General features: G+C 29.7%; 19 protein-coding genes and 3 pseudogenes. 8 read left to right on the top strand and 14 right to left on the bottom strand.

Annotated features, from left to right (window positions below; genetic code table 11):
- Positions 1–55 precede the first annotated feature (55 nt).
- Positions 56–655: an RNA polymerase sigma factor gene (locus tag BST83_RS01375; protein ID WP_367889115.1), complete on the top strand. Its 600-nt coding sequence runs from the start codon at positions 56–58 to the stop codon at positions 653–655.
- A 274-nt stretch (positions 656–929) separates the two neighbouring features.
- On the opposite strand, the gene BST83_RS01365 is transcribed toward BST83_RS01375, so the two are convergent.
- Positions 930–1,862 carry an NAD-dependent epimerase/dehydratase family protein gene (locus BST83_RS01365; RefSeq protein ID WP_104808242.1) on the bottom strand — a complete coding sequence of 311 codons (933 nt, stop codon included), beginning with the start codon at positions 1,860–1,862 and terminating at the stop codon, positions 930–932.
- A gap of 159 nt (positions 1,863–2,021) precedes the next feature.
- Here BST83_RS01365 and BST83_RS01360 point away from each other — a divergent pair, with 159 nt between their 5' ends.
- Positions 2,022–2,492 carry an Lrp/AsnC family transcriptional regulator gene (locus BST83_RS01360; RefSeq protein WP_104808241.1) on the top strand — a complete coding sequence of 157 codons (471 nt, stop codon included), beginning with the start codon at positions 2,022–2,024 and terminating at the stop codon, positions 2,490–2,492.
- 13 nt (positions 2,493–2,505) lie between these two features.
- On the opposite strand, the gene BST83_RS01355 is transcribed toward BST83_RS01360, so the two are convergent.
- The 8 genes from BST83_RS01355 to BST83_RS01320 all read right to left on the bottom strand — a co-directional run bounded on the left by BST83_RS01355 (position 2,506) and on the right by BST83_RS01320 (position 9,311).
- Positions 2,506–2,955, bottom strand: coding sequence for a DUF1569 domain-containing protein (locus BST83_RS01355; RefSeq protein ID WP_146092086.1), 450 nt, complete (start codon positions 2,953–2,955; stop codon positions 2,506–2,508).
- A 73-nt stretch (positions 2,956–3,028) separates the two neighbouring features.
- Positions 3,029–3,997 (bottom strand): pseudouridine synthase, encoded by a 969-nt coding sequence (locus BST83_RS01350; RefSeq protein ID WP_104808239.1) that lies wholly within the window; start codon positions 3,995–3,997, stop codon positions 3,029–3,031.
- 37 nt (positions 3,998–4,034) lie between these two features.
- Positions 4,035–4,952: a geranylgeranylglycerol-phosphate geranylgeranyltransferase gene (locus BST83_RS01345; protein WP_104808238.1), complete on the bottom strand. Its 918-nt coding sequence runs from the start codon at positions 4,950–4,952 to the stop codon at positions 4,035–4,037.
- Positions 4,953–4,962: 10 nt separating this feature from the next.
- Positions 4,963–5,889 (bottom strand): mevalonate kinase family protein, encoded by a 927-nt coding sequence (locus BST83_RS01340; protein ID WP_104808237.1) that lies wholly within the window; start codon positions 5,887–5,889, stop codon positions 4,963–4,965.
- Between the two features lie 54 nt (positions 5,890–5,943).
- Entirely contained in the window at positions 5,944–6,435 is a 492-nt protein-coding gene (locus BST83_RS01335; protein ID WP_104808236.1) for a toxin-antitoxin system YwqK family antitoxin, read from the bottom strand.
- 28 nt (positions 6,436–6,463) lie between these two features.
- Positions 6,464–7,543 carry a diphosphomevalonate decarboxylase gene (locus BST83_RS01330; protein ID WP_104808235.1) on the bottom strand — a complete coding sequence of 360 codons (1,080 nt, stop codon included), beginning with the start codon at positions 7,541–7,543 and terminating at the stop codon, positions 6,464–6,466.
- Positions 7,544–7,579: 36 nt separating this feature from the next.
- Positions 7,580–8,266, bottom strand: a complete 687-nt coding sequence (locus BST83_RS01325; protein WP_104808234.1) for a LytR/AlgR family response regulator transcription factor — start codon at positions 8,264–8,266, stop codon at positions 7,580–7,582.
- Positions 8,256–9,311 (bottom strand): sensor histidine kinase, encoded by a 1,056-nt coding sequence (locus BST83_RS01320; protein WP_104808233.1) that lies wholly within the window; start codon positions 9,309–9,311, stop codon positions 8,256–8,258. The genes BST83_RS01325 and BST83_RS01320 overlap by 11 nt, the downstream gene beginning before the upstream one ends.
- 204 nt (positions 9,312–9,515) lie before the next feature.
- On the opposite strand from BST83_RS01320, the gene BST83_RS01315 reads away from it, so the two are divergent.
- From BST83_RS01315 to BST83_RS01295, 5 genes and pseudogenes are all read left to right on the top strand, one after another.
- Positions 9,516–9,851, top strand: a complete 336-nt coding sequence (locus BST83_RS01315; protein ID WP_104808232.1) for a MotA/TolQ/ExbB proton channel family protein — start codon at positions 9,516–9,518, stop codon at positions 9,849–9,851.
- 166 nt (positions 9,852–10,017) lie between these two features.
- Positions 10,018–10,365 carry a hypothetical protein gene (locus tag BST83_RS01310; RefSeq protein ID WP_146092084.1) on the top strand — a complete coding sequence of 116 codons (348 nt, stop codon included), beginning with the start codon at positions 10,018–10,020 and terminating at the stop codon, positions 10,363–10,365.
- A gap of 3 nt (positions 10,366–10,368) precedes the next feature.
- Entirely contained in the window at positions 10,369–11,277 is a 909-nt protein-coding gene (locus tag BST83_RS01305) for a DUF6624 domain-containing protein (RefSeq protein ID WP_104808230.1), read from the top strand.
- A gap of 37 nt (positions 11,278–11,314) precedes the next feature.
- Positions 11,315–11,890: pseudogene (locus tag BST83_RS01300) on the top strand (thiamine diphosphokinase); the annotation flags it as partial.
- Between the two features lie 39 nt (positions 11,891–11,929).
- A pseudogene (locus BST83_RS01295) lies at positions 11,930–12,162 on the top strand (hypothetical protein).
- 130 nt (positions 12,163–12,292) lie between these two features.
- Here the strand turns inward: BST83_RS01295 and BST83_RS01290 are convergent.
- The 5 genes and pseudogenes from BST83_RS01290 to BST83_RS01275 form a co-directional block, all read right to left on the bottom strand.
- Positions 12,293–12,850, bottom strand: coding sequence for a thioredoxin family protein (locus tag BST83_RS01290; protein ID WP_104808229.1), 558 nt, complete (start codon positions 12,848–12,850; stop codon positions 12,293–12,295).
- A 73-nt stretch (positions 12,851–12,923) separates the two neighbouring features.
- Positions 12,924–14,135 carry a BaiN/RdsA family NAD(P)/FAD-dependent oxidoreductase gene (locus BST83_RS01285; protein WP_104808228.1) on the bottom strand — a complete coding sequence of 404 codons (1,212 nt, stop codon included), beginning with the start codon at positions 14,133–14,135 and terminating at the stop codon, positions 12,924–12,926.
- Between the two features lie 138 nt (positions 14,136–14,273).
- On the bottom strand, positions 14,274–15,215 hold the full coding sequence (locus BST83_RS01280; RefSeq protein ID WP_104808227.1) for a GYDIA family GHMP kinase: 942 nt from the start codon (positions 15,213–15,215) through the stop codon (positions 14,274–14,276).
- A gap of 272 nt (positions 15,216–15,487) precedes the next feature.
- Positions 15,488–15,844 carry a DUF1569 domain-containing protein gene (locus tag BST83_RS20275; RefSeq protein ID WP_240614599.1) on the bottom strand — a complete coding sequence of 119 codons (357 nt, stop codon included), beginning with the start codon at positions 15,842–15,844 and terminating at the stop codon, positions 15,488–15,490.
- A gap of 108 nt (positions 15,845–15,952) precedes the next feature.
- A pseudogene (locus BST83_RS01275) lies at positions 15,953–17,221 on the bottom strand (hydroxymethylglutaryl-CoA reductase, degradative); the annotation flags it as partial.
- Positions 17,222–17,501: 280 nt separating this feature from the next.
- Here BST83_RS01275 and BST83_RS01270 point away from each other — a divergent pair.
- Positions 17,502–18,299, top strand: a complete 798-nt coding sequence (locus BST83_RS01270; protein ID WP_104808225.1) for a prohibitin family protein — start codon at positions 17,502–17,504, stop codon at positions 18,297–18,299.
- The last annotated feature ends 299 nt before the right edge of the window (positions 18,300–18,598 follow it).

Below are 18,598 nucleotides of genomic sequence, written 5' to 3'. Positions count from 1 at the left end.
TTATTATTTTTATGATATTTACATAACATTTGTGAGTATTTAATATTTTTTAGACTTGAAACCTATTTATAAAAATAATATAGACTTTATAGATCATCTTAAAAGAGGTGACGAAAAAGCATACGTTTATTTGGTTGAAACATATCATAAGCCTCTTTTCAATTATGTTTTAAGTTTAAATGCTGACAGAGCACTAGCGGAAGATATTATTCAAACTGTTTTTCTGAAAACCTGGGAATATCGGAAACGGTTGAATCCTAACTATTCTCTAAAAAGTTTTTTATATACGTCTACCTATAATGAGTTTATTAACCAATATCATAAACATAGAGCTTTTTCTATACTTGAAAAAAAATACATTGAGGCTCTTGACGAGGTGGTTTCTGAAATAGACAATAAAAACTTATTAGAGCAAAAAATAGCTTTATTAAACAGAGGAATAGATCTTTTACCACCTAAATGTAAAGAAACTTTTTTATTGAGTAAAAAAGAAGGACTTACAAATATTGAAATTTCCGAATACTTGAATGTATCTATTAAAACTGTAGAAGCTCAACTAACAAAAGCATATAAAGTACTCAAAAATAAAATTGGTAAGCAATTGAAAAGTATGCTATTCTTGTTATTTGGAAAAGTAAACAGGGTTAAATTATAATTAGTTTAACCCTGAATTTAAACTTGCATATTTTTTAAGATAATGTCTTAAAACTTAAATTACTTAAACTATCGTCATTTAAGTTTTGTCTTTTGAGTTTATTTTTCGACACCATTATATACTCACTAACTTTTCTATCCGAAATCTTCGCATAGTGTAGGCTCGTTTTTAGTGATTCATGACCTAACATTTTACTAACTGATTCTGGAGGTACCACAAAAAAATCCGAACATTAATTTGTTCGGATTTTTTGTTTTTAAAAAGTATTGAAAACTTATTTCAGGTTTTCAATCATTGTTTTAGTCATCAGTTTTAAATCGTATTCAGGCTTCCAATTCCAATCATTTCTAGCATCAGTATCATTAATGATTTTAGGCCATGAATCAGCTATACCTTGTCTAAAATCAGGATTGTATTTAATTTTAAAATCAGGATAATGTTCTTTAATGGATGCTGCCATTTCTTCTGGATTAAAGCTCATTCCTGCAATATTATATGAAGTCCTAATAGAAATACGCTCTTTAGGAGCTTCCATAAGCTCTAAAGTTGCTCTAATTGCATCATCCATATAAATCATTGGTAAAGTTGTTTTAGCCGCTAAGAAGCAATCGAATTCAATGTTTTTTATCGCTTCGTGATAAATACTAACAGCATAATCTGTCGTTCCTCCTCCTGGTAAAGATTGATAACCAATTACTCCAGGATACCTCAGAGAACGAACATCTAAACCATATTTTACATAATAATAATGCGCCCAATTTTCGCCAGCAACCTTGCTCATACCATACACACTTGATGGTGTTAAATTTGAGGATTGTAGGGTATTTTCTTTATCTACATTATTACCAAATACCGCAATTGAACTAGGAAAAAATACTCTTTCGACTTTATGCAATCTCGAAACCTCTAAAACATTGAATAACGTTTTCATGTTCAAATCCCAAGTAGCCAAAGGGTTTTGTTCTCCTTTTGCTGATAAAATTGCTGCAAGATGATAAATCTGGGTAATTTTATTTTTTACAACAACCTCTTCTACTGCTTTAAAATCTGTGGCATCCAATTTTATAAAATTATCTACCGAATCAATTCTTTTAAACAAATCAGAAGTAATAACATAAGAATCACCATAAATTTTGCGCAATTCTTCGGATAAAACGGTTCCTAATTGACCATTAGAACCAATAATTAAAATAACAGTTTTACTCATATCTTATAAAATATTAAAAGAATAAAATTATAATAATTATAAATAAAAAGGCCATATTTACTTTAAATTAAAGTAAATTAAGTATTTTAATCTATATTTAAACGAATAAAAAGTTTTTTATCTTTTAAAGTATTAAATTTATCCTCTAAAAAGAAAAATATGCTGCCAAATGAAAAAATAGACGGAACCGATCTTCAAATTTTAAGAATCCTACAAAAAGATGCTAAAAAAACAACTAAAGAAATTGCTGAAATGCTGCATCTAACTTCTTCACCTATTTATGAGAGAATTAAAAGATTAGAAAAACAAAAATTGATACTAAAATATGTGGCAATTTTAGATAAAAAAAGGTTAAACATACCAATAACAGTAATTTGCATGGTTTCATTAAGATATCATAACGAAGGATTTATTGATAAGTTTGAGAAGCAAATTAAAGAACTAAAAGAAGTACAAGAATGTTATCACATGGCAGGAAAAGTTGATTTCTTCTTAAAAATAAATATGGAAAGTTTAGATAATTATCATGAATTTGTAAGAACTAAATTATCAAGAATTGAAAATATTGGTGTACTAGAGAGTTATTTTGTATTAAAAGAAATAATGGCAAGCACAGAGTATTATATTTAAGCTTTCTTAAGAATTATTTTAAAATTTCTTTCACAATTTTTAAATGATGATTGGTGTGCAATCCTAAAAACTTAATGGTTTGTTTTTTATTTAATTGCTTAAATAACGGATGCGTAAAAAATTGATTTTCATCAAAACCTTCTATAATTTCTAGATTTTTAATTGCCTCACCTAACTGATTTTCCACATCTTCTTTTAAGATAATTTCTGGCGGTAAAACTCTTTTTGGCGATTTTACTTTTCCTCTTGGAAAGGATCCTAAAGTGAAAGTGAGCAAACGCAATAAATTAAATTCCTTCTCGTAATCAGCAGGTTTTGATTCTTTTATATTTTCATAAACACTATTTATCACTTTTAAGGAATGATCTAAATGCCAACCGAGATTTCCTTTTGAAACCTTTAAATTTTCTTTTTCTAGATGCTGTATGTTTGCTTTTATGAAGCTAAATTCTTTGTGTAACATTTGGTCTCTCAATTTATAGGAATATAGATAAATATAGTTCAAAAAAAATCCAGCTAATAGCTGGATTATAATTTTATTTCATCATTTTAAGATTTGTAACCTCTAAATTGGTAAGCTCTCTCCATCTTCCTCTTGGTAAATTTTTCTTCGTTAATTCAGCAAAAACAACTCTATCAAGTTTATTTACCTTATAACCAACGTGTTCAAATATTTTACGAACAATTCTATTTCTACCAGAATGAATTTCTATTCCAATTTCTGTTTTCGGTTCTCCGTTAACGTACGAAATTGCATCAATAAATACTTTTTTACCTTCAATCATAACTTCGCCTCTTAACTTCTCTAAATCATTTAACTCTAGCTTTTTATCTAAAGAAGCATGGTATAATTTACGTACATTATGTTTTGGATGCGTTAGTTTTTTAGCTAAATCGCCATCATTTGTAAACAATAATAAACCGGTAGTATTTCTATCTAATCTTCCTACGGGATAAATTCTTTCTTTTGATGCATTCATAATCAATTCCATAACTGTCTTTCTACCACGCTCATCATCCATGGTTGTTATGTAATTCTTCGGCTTATTTAAAAGGACATATTTTTTTTGTTCTGGAGTTATTGAAGTTCCGTCGAAACGAACAATATCGTCTGGCTGAACTTTGTAACCCATCTCTGTAACCAGTTTCCCATTTACTTCTACACTTCCGTGCTCGATATAAGTATCTGCCTCTCTACGCGAACAAACACCCGAGTTGGCGATGTATTTATTTAAACGAATTCCAGAAGAATCATCAGATTTTTTAATAGGACTTATTTTTTTAAAGTCCTTTTTAACAATCTTTCTGTTTAGTGGTGCACTTTTTTTAGCATCTCTTTGAAATGTAGGCTTGTTGGCATCTCTTTGAAATGTGCTTTTTTTAGAATCTCTTGGAGAAGCACTTTTGCTACCTTCTTTTTGAGAAGTGTTTTTTTTAGTATCTTTTTGAGGTCTACTTTTACTACCTTCTTGTCGTCCTCGCGACGAGTTTTTATTTGAATCCATTTTTAAAAATTTTTGCAAAGATACTCAATTAGAATCTCTAATTCAATCTATCAATTACTTTTTCTATAAGCATAGAAATATCTATAAAAACTAGACTAAAAACACCGATTAATAATAAGATTTTTAGAATGTTATGCAGAAATGTATACTCCCTCTGTTGGTTCGATTTCCAGAGATAAAACCCAACATAAAACAATGTTAAAAATGATAAATAAAAAAAATATTTCATATAACTTAATGCCGGATCACTCAGCAAAAAGAATGTAGGGAATAGGGTCAATACTAATAAAAATATTGATAATTGCTTTGTTTTCACCTCTCCGTAGACGATGGAAAAAGTCTTATAATTATTCGCTAGTGCACCTTTTATATTTTCCAAATCTTTTATTAATTCTCTTACCATAATTACTAAAAATAAGAAAATTGCATACACAAAAATAATTTTTGAAAAGTTTTTATAGTAAACAAATACAGCGAAAAAAGGTAAAATAGTAAGTATAGTCGCAGTAATTAATCCTGTAAAAGCATATTTTTTTAATTTATGAGAATAAAACCAAATGGAAAAAATATAGACCGAAAAGAACAACGCAGATTTAAAAGACACAAACAAACCAAAAGTAAACCCTAAAAAGTTTAAGAAAAAATAGAGCGATAGCTTCGTTTCTTGTTTTACATAATTATCTAAAGATGTTTTTAAAGGTCTGTTAATTCGATCAACTTTGACATCATAAAAATTATTTATAATATACCCAGCGGCCACCACGCAAACAGATGCGATAACAATACAAAGTAAATCAATATCAAAAATAACGTGTCTTATTGATGTTCCGGATGAAAAGATAAAAAGCGAAGCTAGATATTGCGCAATAATTAAAACAAGTATGTTATAGCCTCTAACAACAGATAGTAAACTGAATATTTTTTTTAAGAACGCCTTCGTTTTTGAAGCACCCATAATCCCTGTTTTAGAACCTATAAACTAGTTCCGTCTTGTACTCTTTTAAGCTTATTTGAGCTTTCTCATAATCCTCAGTAAAACCTAAAATATAACCTCCACCACCAGAACCACAAAGCTTTAAATAATAATCGTTTGTTTTAATACCGTTTGCCCAAACTTTATGAAATGCATCAGGTATCATTGGTTTAAAGTTTTTAAGAACTACTTTAGACAAGCTTTTAACGTTTGTAAATAAAGAAGTAACATTTCCATGCAGGAAGTCTTCGATACAAGCATCCGAATAGGCAACAAATTCTTCGTTCAACATTTTTCTAAAACCTTCGTTTTTCATCTTATTCATAAAAATGGTAACCATAGGCTCAGTTTCACCAATTTGCTCTGAATCTAATAAGAAAACAGCTCCTTTTCCTTCCTTTTGAGACGGAATTCCTGCAGGTTCTATGTGCTGTCTAGAGTTAATTAATATTGGTAAACTTAAGTATGAATTTAAAGGATCTAAACCAGAACTTTTTCCGTGAAAAAAAGACTCCATCAAAGCAAAAATTTCTTTAAGAATTAGTAACTTATCTCTTGTTAAATTCTCTAAAACAGTAATTTTATCTGAAGCATATTTATCATAAATCGAAGCTACCAGAGCACCAGAACTACCAACCCCATAACCTTGAGGTATAGAAGAATCAAAATACATTCCTTTTTCTAAATCAGCTTTAAATTTTTTTAAATTAAAAGAAACTAAATCTGAATTTAAAGCCGCTATATAGTTGTAAAACTTATACAAATTTTCATTTGATGCTTTTGCCTTGCCTTCTAAAATTTTTGATGTTTTTAAACCTCCCCTATAGGCATTAAAGGGAATTGCTAAACCTTTAGAGTCTTTTATAATACCATATTCTCCAAAAAGTAAAATTTTAGCGTAAAATAGTGGTCCTTTCATTTTCTTTTTCAATTACAGTACAAAAATACAACTTAAATTATTAGGTATTACCTTTTAAATATTTTTATAGTAAGTCTTCCAAATTCCTACTTTCTCTCCCGCACTATATTTTCCTCCAGATTGTATTTTGCCATTTTTGTAGAAGGTTTTCCAAATTCCTTCACGCAACCCATTTTTATATTTTCCAATTCTCTGTGTCTCACCAGTTTCAAAAAACTCAGAGAAACTACCTTCTGGCTGACCGTTTACATAATTTACTTTTTGAAAAATTTTTCCGTTTTCATGAAAATAATTTACCTTTCCTTGAAACTTTTCTACATTTGCTTCGGATGTTTTACTAAAACCTTCCATTTGTACTTTTCCAGAAATATAATAATCTACAATCCAAAAACCATTGTCCTTTTTCTTCGGATTTGGCCTATAATAAGTAGCTTCTTCTTTGGTTGATACTTTCCAATTAGAATCAAACCAAACAATTTCTTGAGCGTAAACAGAAGTTGTTAAAAACCAAACAACTAATGCAATCAGTGACATTGAAGTTTTCATAATGATATGTTTTAGGTTGCTGAAAATTTTAAAGCTTTCTTGCCCCAAAACCCACAGCATCACAAATATACTGATTTTTATAGCAGTATTTAGATAATTGACTCTCAATAAATTGCAGCACGTTTTCTTTTTCCTTTTCTGGAAACAGCACGTGCACATTTGCCCCAGCATCTAAAGTAAAACAAATGGTGCTGTTGTTTTCCTGACGATACTCCCAAATTTTATGAATGATTTCTAAAGTGTTTGGTTTCATCAATATAAAATAAGGATTACTTGTTAACATCATTGCGTGCAAGGTTAACGCCTCACTTTCTACCAAATTGATAAAGTCTTTGGTATTTCCTTCTTGAAGGATTTTCGACATTTTAGACAAATTTTCATTCGCTTGTTTAAAACGATTTTCCGCAAAAGGATGTTCATGCATTAAATTATGGCCAACGGTACTTGAAACTTGTTTTTCACCCTTATCAACCAATAAAATTACGTCTTGGTAATTTTCAAATATAGCATGCACTTTGTAAGGGAATTGAACTCCAAATAAATCTGAACTTCCTTCAATTTCTGAATGTTTTCCCCAAACAACCAAAGGCCCTTCTATGCTTCTACTTGCACTTCCAGATCCTAATCTCGCTAAAAAGGAGGCTTTTTTGTTGCTATTTTTTACTGATAAATCAGGATTTAGTTCCTTTTCCAAACTCATTAAACACATTGCAATGGCACTTAAACCACTCGCTGAAGACGCAATTCCGCTAGAATGCGGAAAAGAATTTTCTGAATTAATTGTCATCTCATATTCTAAAATATAAGGACAATATTGTTGTACTCTTTTAAAAAATTCTGCAATTTTTGGCTTGAATTCGGCTTTCTCTTTTCCTTCAAAAAGCAAATTAAAAAAAGCTTCATTACACTTTTCTTTCTTAACGAAATCTATTGTTGTAATTGTATGACAATTGTTTAACGTAAAACTGATAGAAGCATTTTTTGGGATTTGAGGATTACTTTTCCCCCAATATTTTACCAACGCAATATTACTTGGTGTTTGCCATGTAAAACTTGCTGTATCAATATATTTTAATGCCGATTTAACTAAAAACTGATCTGTATTCAAAGTCTAAAAATTTTGAAACAAAGATAAAGTATTACACTAGACTTCTGCTAATTTTTGTAAAACGGATTTTTTATAACTTCTACTTATTGGCAAGGCTTTTTGATTAATTTCTATAAATTCGTTGGTGTACGAAGTAATATTTTGAAGAGAAATTATAAAAGATCTATGAATTCTGATAAACTTTTTTACCGGCAATTTTTCTTCTAAACTTGTGATTGTTTCTCTAATAACAATTGTTTTTTCTGATGTAAAAATCTTTACATAATCGCTTAAACTTTCTATGTATAAAATGGTATTAAAGTCAATTTTTACCATTTTTCTATCTGATCTTACAAACATAAAATCAGTATTATTTTCTGTGATTTCTGATTGTGTAACCTTTTGAACCGCTTGTAAAAACCGATCAAACGAAATAGGTTTTAACAAATAATCGACCACATTTAAATTAAAACCATCAATTGCATACTCTCTATAGGCTGTGGTAAAAATTATTTGTGCTTTTTTATGGATAATTTTAGCCAAACTTAAACCTGAAATTTCTGGCATATTAATATCTAGAAAAAATAAATCTACTTCGTTTTCTTGCGCAAATAAAATAGCTTCGGCAGCATTTTTACAACTGGCTGTTATATCTAAATTTGGAATTTTAGCAATATAGGTTTCAATAATTTCTCTTGCCATTGGCTCGTCGTCGACAATAACACACTTTAGTTTACTCCTCATTTCTTATAGGTATTTTAAAATTGACTATAAAAACCTTTTCTTCTTGCAAAACCTCTAAAAAATGTTGCGCTGGATAAAACATTTCCAATCTTTTTTTAATATTATCTAATCCAATTCCTTTTTTAGAGTTCTCTTTGCTAATTGCCGAATTTTTAATCGTAAAATTCAGTTCGTTTTCATCCACTTTTAAACTAATAAGTACGTTTACGATTCCATCAATTTGTGCTCCATGTTTAAACGCATTTTCGACAAAAGGCAATAATAACATCGGTGCAATTTCAAGGTTATCATCGATTATGTTTTTATTAAAAATAATTTTTAAACTATCTTGAAAACGTGATTTCTCTAAAGAAATATAATCTTCAATATGATTGATTTCATCTTTTAATAAAACTAAAGGCTTATCAACCTGATATAAAATATAATCCAACAAGTTAGATAATTTTAAAATCATTTCTGGAGTTTTTTCTGATTTCTTTAACGATAATCCGTATAAAGTATTTAACGTATTAAACAAAAAATGAGGATGAATTTGCATCTTCAAAAACTTCAATTCTTGCTCTTTTAATTGCAATTGTGTTTGCAGAAATTTGTTCTCCAACGTTTTCTTTTCATCCAAAGATTTATAAGTATCCTTTAAAATTTTAAATGCACTTGCCAGCGCAATTATCAACAACACACACACCAAAATAACTCCAGCATTTTTGGTTAAAGCGGGCATTTTTTGATATTCTAAATTGTAGAAAAAGACAAAGCCAAAAACAACGGTCATTAATACAGCACAAACAATAAAAACGCCTGCATAAAAGGCATATAAAATAAACTGTTTGTATTTTTTAGCGATTAAAAAATCAGGAACTAAATAATACACAAAAACATAAGAAGATACAATTGTAATTATACTTAAAATAGAAGAAAACCAAAAAATAAAGTTTTCATTTTTAGAGCCTACACTAAAAAAACTAGAGAAGAAAAACCAAATCAACATCCAAAAAATAAGATGTAAAAAAGCATTCTTTAAAATTTTTAATACAGATTTGTTCATCTTACAAATAAACTGTTTTTTTAAATTAATCGCTGTAAAAATAGACGAAATACCAAATTAACACGTGTTTTGACAATTTTTGCTATAAATTCATTAAAAATACGATATTTGTTAAAACCGAACCAAAATTGGTCGTTGGTCGCTAAAATAATTTTTGGCGCAATTAACCAAATACTTTAGCAGCATAATCTTAAAACATAAATTATGAATTTTATTTTAGAAGGTGGACCCGTATTTATGGTTTCGTTATTAATTTTACTAATTGTTATTGTAATTCTTTTTGTAAAAGGATTAAAAGACAACTCCGAAAAAAACAACAAACTTATTAAAGAAATAAGCTTATTTGCATTTGTTTTTGGAGTTTTAGGTTTCGTTATTGGATTTTTAGGAGCATTAGAAGATATTGCAAATGCAAGTGATATTTCTCACCAAGTTTTAGCTGGCGGATTTAAAGTTGGTTTGCTCGCTCCTACTTTTGGGATGGTAATTTTTTTAGCTGGGAAATTATTTACTATTATTTTAACTTGGATGAGAAAATAACTACAAATTCATAGTTTCCTGCTTAATAAAAGCATCTTTATACTGTAAAGCAATGATGCCTTTCTATAACTATTTGAGAATTTTCATGCAATTCTCAAGGAAATTTGCATCTTAATTTTCCAAAAATTAAAATATTTTAACAACAATTAAACTTATACTTATGAGAATGCCTCTATCAGATTTTTTAGCTAACGGAGATTTAAAATTTGTCATTATCTTATTCCTCTTTTTATCAATCGCTATTTATTATTTTGTCAAAAAAATTATCAACAAAGAACAACAAGAACGCCTTAATTTAAAAATGAATAAACTGGTAACATGGTCTATATTTATGAGCGCTTTTTCCTTAATGCTTGGTCTTTTACATAGCTTTTATTTTATTTCTAAAGTAAACGGAATCGCTAATAATCTTCTTTTTGGTGGTTTAGCAAATGTGATCATTACACCAACCTTAGGAATTATAATTGCCATGATTATAAAACTATTGTCAACACCTATTTCATCAAAAAAATAAAATATGAAAAAGAAATTATTCTTAGTATACATCATTACTTCATTAAGCATTAGTGCTCAAACCAATGGAGATTCCTTGAGAAGAAAAGGAAACTTAGAAGGTGCCATTAAAGCCTATAAAAAGTCCTTAAAAACTATTACTGATATTTATAAAAACAATTACAATATTGCCTGTATCTATGCAATTATGTACAATAAAGACAGTGCTTTTCAGTATTTAAATATAGCTTTAGAAAATAATAAATCACTTTGGGCTTTAGCTGATAATGATTTGTACTCTTTAACAAATGATAAACGCTGGGAAACTATAGAAAATCAACAATTAGAAAAGTATCAAACAGAAAAAGGAAAAATACAAAAACCTGAATTTGCCAAACAATTATTGCGATTGATCATGAAAGACCAATCTTTAGATTATCAATTAGACATGGCAAAAGACTATTTTTTTAAAACTGGAAAAGCACCTCATTGGTATTACCCTATTGCCCAGATGAAACAGGAAATAACGGAAGGGAATTTCGAGAAAATGGAAGCACTTATTAAAGAAGATGGTTGGCCAACATACTCTGTAGTTGGTAAATTGGCAGCAGATAGTCCTTTATTAATTATTAACCATCATCCAAAAGAGGAGATAAGAATAAAATATCTTCAACAAATAAAAGAGGCTTGTTTAGAAAATGAAGGCAGCTGTTTTGAGTACGCAAAAATTCAGGATAGAATATTAGTGAACACAGAAAAACCTCAATTATTTGGCATGCAGTTGACTTATGACAAAGATAGAAATCGTATTCCTTTTCCTATTTTAAAGCCAGAATTTGTAGATAAAAGAAGAGCCGAAATTGGCTTAGAACCCCTTAAAAAATATCTAAAAAGAAAAATAAACTATGAGTTTACTGTAAAACAAGAAAAATAGCTATCTCATTCATTTGAAATAGCTATTTTTGCTGCGGATGAAAGAAAAAAAAGTCTTTTTATTGTTAAATGGCGAAGCTCCAACAATGCTTCCAAATTTATCAAACTATGCTATTATTTGTGCAACGGATGGCGCTTATCATCATTTAGAAGAAAACAATATTGTACCAGATTTAGTTTGTGGCGATTTAGATTCATCTCAAAAAATTCCAGAAGAGGTAGAAGTAATTCATACGCCAAATCAAGATTTTACAGATTTTGACAAAACGCTACAAATCTTATTAGATAAAGGTTTTACAGAAATTGATGTTTTTGGCGCAAGCGGAAAAGAACAAGATCATTTTTTAGGAAACTTGCATACTGCTATTCAATGGAGAGATCAATTAAAACTGAATTTCTTTGATAATCACAGTCGTTATTTTTTAGCCGATAAAAGCACAGAAATCGCGAATTGTAAAGGCAAAATTATCTCTTTAGTTCCTTTCCCAAATGTCACAAATATTTTTACTGAAGGATTACAATATGCTCTAAATAAAGAGGATTTAACATTCGGTGAAAGAATTGGCACAAGAAATAAAGCCCTCAAAAACAACATAAAAATCTCTTTTGAAAGTGGTAATTTATTCATTTTCATCAATCATAAAAAAGAAAAAATGTCTAACAAAATAAAATTATTGTGGGATTTTAGAGGTCCTGATGCCAAAAAAACAGCAGAACATCACACCATTCATTTAAAAGAATTTGCAACCATAGAAAACTTAACTTTTTATGAAATTGATATTCAAGAAAAAACCCAATGTTATTTTCTGCATTTATAGTTGTTGATGAAGCGGATATGAAAATTTACAGAGACGCTTTAAAGCCGCACAGAGGTGAAGTTGGATAGTTTAATTTATGTATTTCCGTAAAAAAACAGCTCTTCGCCAAAAGCGATAAACTCCTTTCAGGATTAAAACTAATAATACATTAGCGTTAAGCTTCTAAAAATTAAAAATATCAGAATTAATCTTCTTTTTTTATAATTTCCATTTAATACCGCAACCAACACTTGGTTTTTGATTTTCTAAAACAGATTTCCTTTCTAACAATAATTCCAAAGAGTTTCGTAAATCATTTCCTGTAACGGGTATTCCATTTCCAGGTCTTGAACTATCTAATTGTCCGTGATACATGGATTTTAAATCAGCATCAAAAACATAAAAATCTGGCGTACAAGCAGCATCGTACTTTTTGGCTATTTCTTGAGTTTCATCATATAAATAAGGAAAAGGGTACTTTACATCTTTCGCCAGTTGCTTCATTAATTCAGGTGAATCTTGCGGATAATTTTCTACATCATTAGAACTTATTGCAATAAAATTGATTCCTTTTTGTTGATATTCATTCGCCATTTTCACTAACTCATCATTTACATTAAGTACAAACGGACAATGATTACAGATGAACATAATTACAGTACCTTTTTTACCTTTTGCATCATTTAAAGGAAGTAAATGGTCATCTACTGTATTTATTAAACTAAAATCTGGAGCTAATGTTCCGTTTTTAAATTCGTTTGATTCTGCTCTGGCCATTTATTGGTTGTTGGTAATTAGTTCTTGATTTTTAGTTCTTAGTTGATAGTTTTCCATAATGCTAGAAATTCACCTATTTTTCTGCCAAAGCTTTCGCACAAATAAAGCCGCTAGTCCAAGCGTTCTGGAAATTAAATCCACCAGTAACTGCGTCAATATTTAAAACTTCACCAACAAAAAAGAGGTTCGTATGCTTTCTACTTTCAAAACGTTTAAAATCTATTTCTTTTAAATCGATTCCGCCTGCAGTAACAAATTCATCTTTAAAAGTTGTTCTTCCGTTTGCGTTAAAAATTCCTTTTGTTAATTGATTTGCTAAATTTTCTAGCTGTGCGCTATTTAAATCTGCCCAATTTTGACCAATTCTTATATCTGATGCTGCCACAAAACGTTCCCATAATCTTTTAGAAATTTCTGTAAATGGTGATTTTAAAATCACCGTTTTACGAGGTTCTTTCTTTTTTAAATTTAAGAGCACATTTAAGACCTTTTCAGTTGGTCTTGACAACCAATTTACCTCCACATTGTATTGATACTTTTTGTCTGCTAAGATTCTAGCTCCAAAGGCAGATAATTTCAAAACTGCTGGCCCACTCATTCCCCAATGTGTAATTAGCAAAGGCCCTGAAGCTTCTAATTTTGTACCTACAATTTTCACAGTTGCATTCTGAACAGAAGTCCCCAATAAATCTACCAATCTTTTATCATTGATATTAAAAGTAAATAAAGAAGGAACAGGCTCAATAATCGTGTGATCTAATGTTTCACACAAATCCCAAATACGTTTAGAACTACCTGCAGCAATAACTACTTTATCAGCTTCAAAATTTTTCTCTTTTGTGTTGATAACCCATTTATTTTCTTGTTGATAAACTGAATTTACTCCGCAGTTTGTGAACACTTTAATCCCTAGGTTATCAATAGCATTTTGAAAGCAATCTATAATCGCCTGACTCGTATTTGCTTCTGGAAAAACACGATTATCATCTTCGATCTTCAACGGAATTCCTCTGTTTTCAAACCACTCGAAAGTATCGCCTGTCATAAATTGATGAAAAGGTCCCAATAATTCTTTTTCTCCCCTAGGATAAAATTCACAGAGTTCTTTTGGTGTAAAACATGCATGTGTAACATTACATCTTCCGCCACCAGAAATTCTTACTTTTTGTAAAACATCGTTTCCTTTTTCAAGGATGATAATATCTAAATCAGGATTATTTTCTTTTGCGTTAATTGCTGTGAAATAACCAGCTGCTCCACCTCCAATAATTATTATTTTGTTCATTTCTTTATATTGTTTACACCTCTCAAAAAACTGCGTTTTGTACTTCCAATCAAATTACAATTTGATTCCAGTAATGCTTGAGGAGATATTTAGTATATTACTTGTCAGGTCGAGCGCAGTCCAGACCTAAAATATTCATTATAAAACCATTTCCGAATAAGAAATAATGGTTTCAAATCCTTTATTTTTAAAATACGCTGGTGTTGATTCATTTCCTGTTACCAACACAAAATCTCCTCCCCAAGCGCCTAAACTTTTTATTTCTCCAGAATAATCTGGAAACAATTTCTCTTTTACCGGTTTTAGTTTAATAATTGAACTGATAATTTGTTCATGTTCAACTATTAATTGATTAAAACCTTCTATCGATTTTGCTGATAAAAATTCATCAGAAATCGCTGAAATTCTTTTTATTTTTCCTTGAAGGTCATAACGAGCGGAATCGAGATATTCTCTATATTTTGCAATCCCTTCTTTAGAATCTTGTTTCTGATTTAAATGTACAAAAAACAAATTATCTTTAAAAATTGGATTGAATTCTACTTTTTTTATAGTTGGTTCTTCACCTTTAATTTGATAAAAAATAGGACAATCATTTTGTGCACAAGCAATATCATAGCCGCTTCCTTTAAAGGAATTCCATAATAACTTAAAAGCATCTACTTTTGCCCAACTAGCAATAGAATTTATTAAAGTTGATGAACTTCCCAACCCCCAATTTCTCGGAAAAGTAAGTGTTGCTTTTACTACAAAACCTTCGTCCGAAGTTAAAAACGCTGGATTCAAATTTTTGGCTTCTTTTAAAATATCCAACAACGTTTCTGCTATCAAATCTGCATTTCCTTCTTTATCCGAATTAAAAGTACAATTGACTAAACATAGTTTCTGTATATCAAAAACAGCTTCAAACCAACACTCTCCAGAATGTGTAAAACTACCCCAAATTAATTGAGGCTCTTTAATTTTTTCAACAATTAAATCTTGTCCAAATTTCGTGGGCAGCGCTAATGATTTTGCGCCATCTAGCACCAAATATTCTCCTGTTAATAATAATTTTCCGTTTGAGTAAAAGTTTTTCATTTTTTTATATTGATAAACTACTTTCAATTAATTACCATTTTTTTGATTTGAATTCTGCGGAATTGCGTCACTTTTTGAATTATCTGATCAACACCAAGAGAAACTAAACAATGACAATGCTCAGAATATCCGTTTATAAAATCCTTTCTCTTTTCTATGAAACTATACCTTCTCCATGACCGCTTTTGTTGCTAAAAAAGGAATTCTGCTTTTTGTACTCCAAACAAAATGTATACAATATTTTATAAAAGTTAAAACCCATTGCTAACCAATTACAACAAACCAAATTGCTTAAAATGATGCGTAAAATGTTTTACTTGAAACTTTTGCCAATCGTCAAAATTTAACTCTCCAAAAAATGGATGAACCACAGTTCTTTTATCATCATCAGTAAAAACTTTTACAAAAATTGCTACCTGACCTAACAAATCATCAATTGCTTCTTGAATAGAATTAAATTTTAATTCATTTGGTTCTTCCTCTAAAAAAGATGCTTTAAAACCTATTTGTAATTCGGCATCCGTATTTAAAAATGGTTTTCTACGAGCGGTCTTTTCATCAGAAACAAACCTATTTACAACCCAATTACCATTTGCAATTTGAGTTACTGCACTTAAATGTTCGATCATTTGTTGTGCATTCATCGAACCAAAATTAGGTTCAGAAATTGTATTTAATTTTGATAAATGAGTTCTAACTAAATTTTCATCCAAAAAATTAATCCAATTAATTTTAGGCTTTCTTAACGAATTTAATTTTTCTACTACAGCAGAATGTGAAACTGTTCTTTTATCAAAATAAGCGGTAATTATTTCCTTCTCTGCTTCGTTTGCTTCAAACTGATTTAGAATATTTTGTAAGTGCATTTTCATGTGTCCATGCTGAATTCCTTTCGTTGTTAACGCTCTTAAAGCTGCAAAATTCTGCGCTAAACCTGCGGCGGCTATAATTTGCATCAACGTTCTTGCCGATGGTTTTTGCAACATTTCTAAAGAAAGTTTTGCCATTGGATGTAAGGCCGTTAAGCCTCCTACAGTTCCTAAAGCTAGCGGGATTTCAATCCAAAATTTAAAAATTCCGTTATCTATAGAACAATGAGATAAACTTGTATACTGTCCGGATTTTGATGCATACGCATGTGCGCCAGCTTCGATTGCTCTAAAATCATTTCCTGTAGCGAGAACGACAGCGTCAATTCCGTTCATAATCCCTTTATTATGAGTTACTGCTCTATAAGGTTCTATTTCAGCAATTTTTACTGCTTGGTAAAATTTCTCTGCAAATTTCTGCGGGTTTTCTCCTCCCAACTCATCAATCTTACAACTCACTTCTGCTCTAACCAAACATTCTGGAACGAAATTAGAGAGAATGCTCATCACAATTTCTATATGTTCGTTTTCAAACTTTTTTGCAATCGCCTCTAAACAGGAGTTTATAAAGTTTGCACCCATCGAATCTTTCGTTTCAAAAGTGATGTGCAATTGATAATAATTAGGCAATTTATCGGTTTTATCAATCAAATTGATGGCTAAAATTCCACCACCACGCTTTTCCATATTTTTAGTAATAGAAGCAGTCGCAGCAAATAGTTCCGTTTTATTTTTATTGAAATAATTTTCTAAATCCTTTTTATCACCCGCAAACATAAAATGAACTTGACCAATTTTTTTAGTACCAAACACTTTTGTTTTAAAACCTCCTCTTGTGCTCCAAAACTTCGCCACTAAAGAAGCTGCGGCAACCACAGAACTCTCTTCAACAACCATTGGAATTACATATTCACGATCATTTATAACAAAATTAGGCGCAACACCATAAGGCATATAGAAATTAGAAATGGTGTTTTCTATAAAATCATCGTGAAGTTCTTGTAAATCGGTGTCAATATTCCAGTATTGCTTAATAATATTTACAGTTTCTGTTTGATTATGAAAGTAGTTTTTAGTTAACCATTCAATTTTTTCTTTTTTTGATAATTTGGAAAACCCAGAAATAATCTTAGACATCTATGTTCTTTTTTCTTAGAAAAGCAAAGATATGTTAATCTTCAAAAAATTGGCTTCATTTATTTTATTGATTTCTGATCCAGGCTTTTTAAAAATAAAATCTTACCCGTCTAAATTGCACAAAAAAATAATTATTATCTGTTAATTTATTACTAATTTTTGCAAAAAGATTACATTTTTAATAAAAATATTTAATGTTTATTATAATTAAGTTTAATATATATCCACACTTTTTACATATTCAATAATTTATCTTTGAGTAAATCTAAATATAGAAATCATGAAAAATATAAGTTTAGTAGCACTTTTAGGAATATTTATACTTTCAAGTTGCGCAGTAGTAAGACCGGGAGAAGTAGGAATTAAACAAACTTTAGGAAAGTTTTCTAAAGAAGTTAAAACCCAAGGCACCATCATTTATAACCCTTTAGTAAGCAGAGTAATTAAAGAATCTACAAAAACCAGTAATATAAAATTAGTTTTAAGCTTGCCTAGTAAAGAAGGTTTGAGTGTAAATTCTGAAATATCTATACTTTACAGATTGCAAGCAAATAAAGTTGCCTCTGTTCTTGAAAATTTAGGAAAAGACTACGAATCTGTAATTACAAGTGTCTTTAGATCTGCTGCTTCGGATGTTTGTGCTCAATTTTTTGCAAAAGACATGCATTCTGGTATGAGGGCAAAAATAGAAAGTGAAATCTTAGACAAGATGATGGTAAATATTGAAAAACAAGCAAATGGCATAGAACTTATAGCTGTTTTATTAAAAAGAATTCAATTACCTAGTGGCTTGGCAAGTTCTATAGAAAGAAAATTACAAGCAGAACAAGATGCAATGCGAATGACCTTTGTTTTAGATCAGGAAACATTAGAAGCACAAAGGAAAATAATAAATGCAAAAGGAGAAAGAGATGCGCAACTTATTATTGCGGAAGGTTTAACAAGCGAAATTATAAGAATCAAAGCAATTGAAGCTTTTAGAGAATTAGCAAGATCTGCAAATGCAAAAGTTATAATTACAGATGGTAAAACGCCCTTAATTGTTGGAGACTCTAATGATTCAGAATCAAAAAAATAGGATTCTAATAAGAAATAAGCTTTAATCAGTGCAGTTAAATCTCGATAAATTAATAATTTATCGAGATTTTTTTATTGATGGAATCAGCTTTACTTGTTTCATCTCAAAAAAATAAATGAATTAACTACCCTAAGGCTGCAATAGAATCCAATTTTTAAAGCTGTTTTTCATAAATTTTTCCGTAAACTTGGCAAAGTTTTAATAATTCAATATCTAAGTGAACCAATTTTTAGTTTTAATAACAAGTATACTTTTTTATAAATTATATCAACTTTAACTTCACAGAATAAAAAATTAAA

This window comes from Polaribacter filamentus, assembly GCF_002943715.1.
Classification (GTDB): domain Bacteria; phylum Bacteroidota; class Bacteroidia; order Flavobacteriales; family Flavobacteriaceae; genus Polaribacter; species Polaribacter filamentus.
The sequence above is the reverse complement of the archived record's forward strand: the minus strand, read 5'-3'. Positions and strand labels throughout refer to the sequence as shown.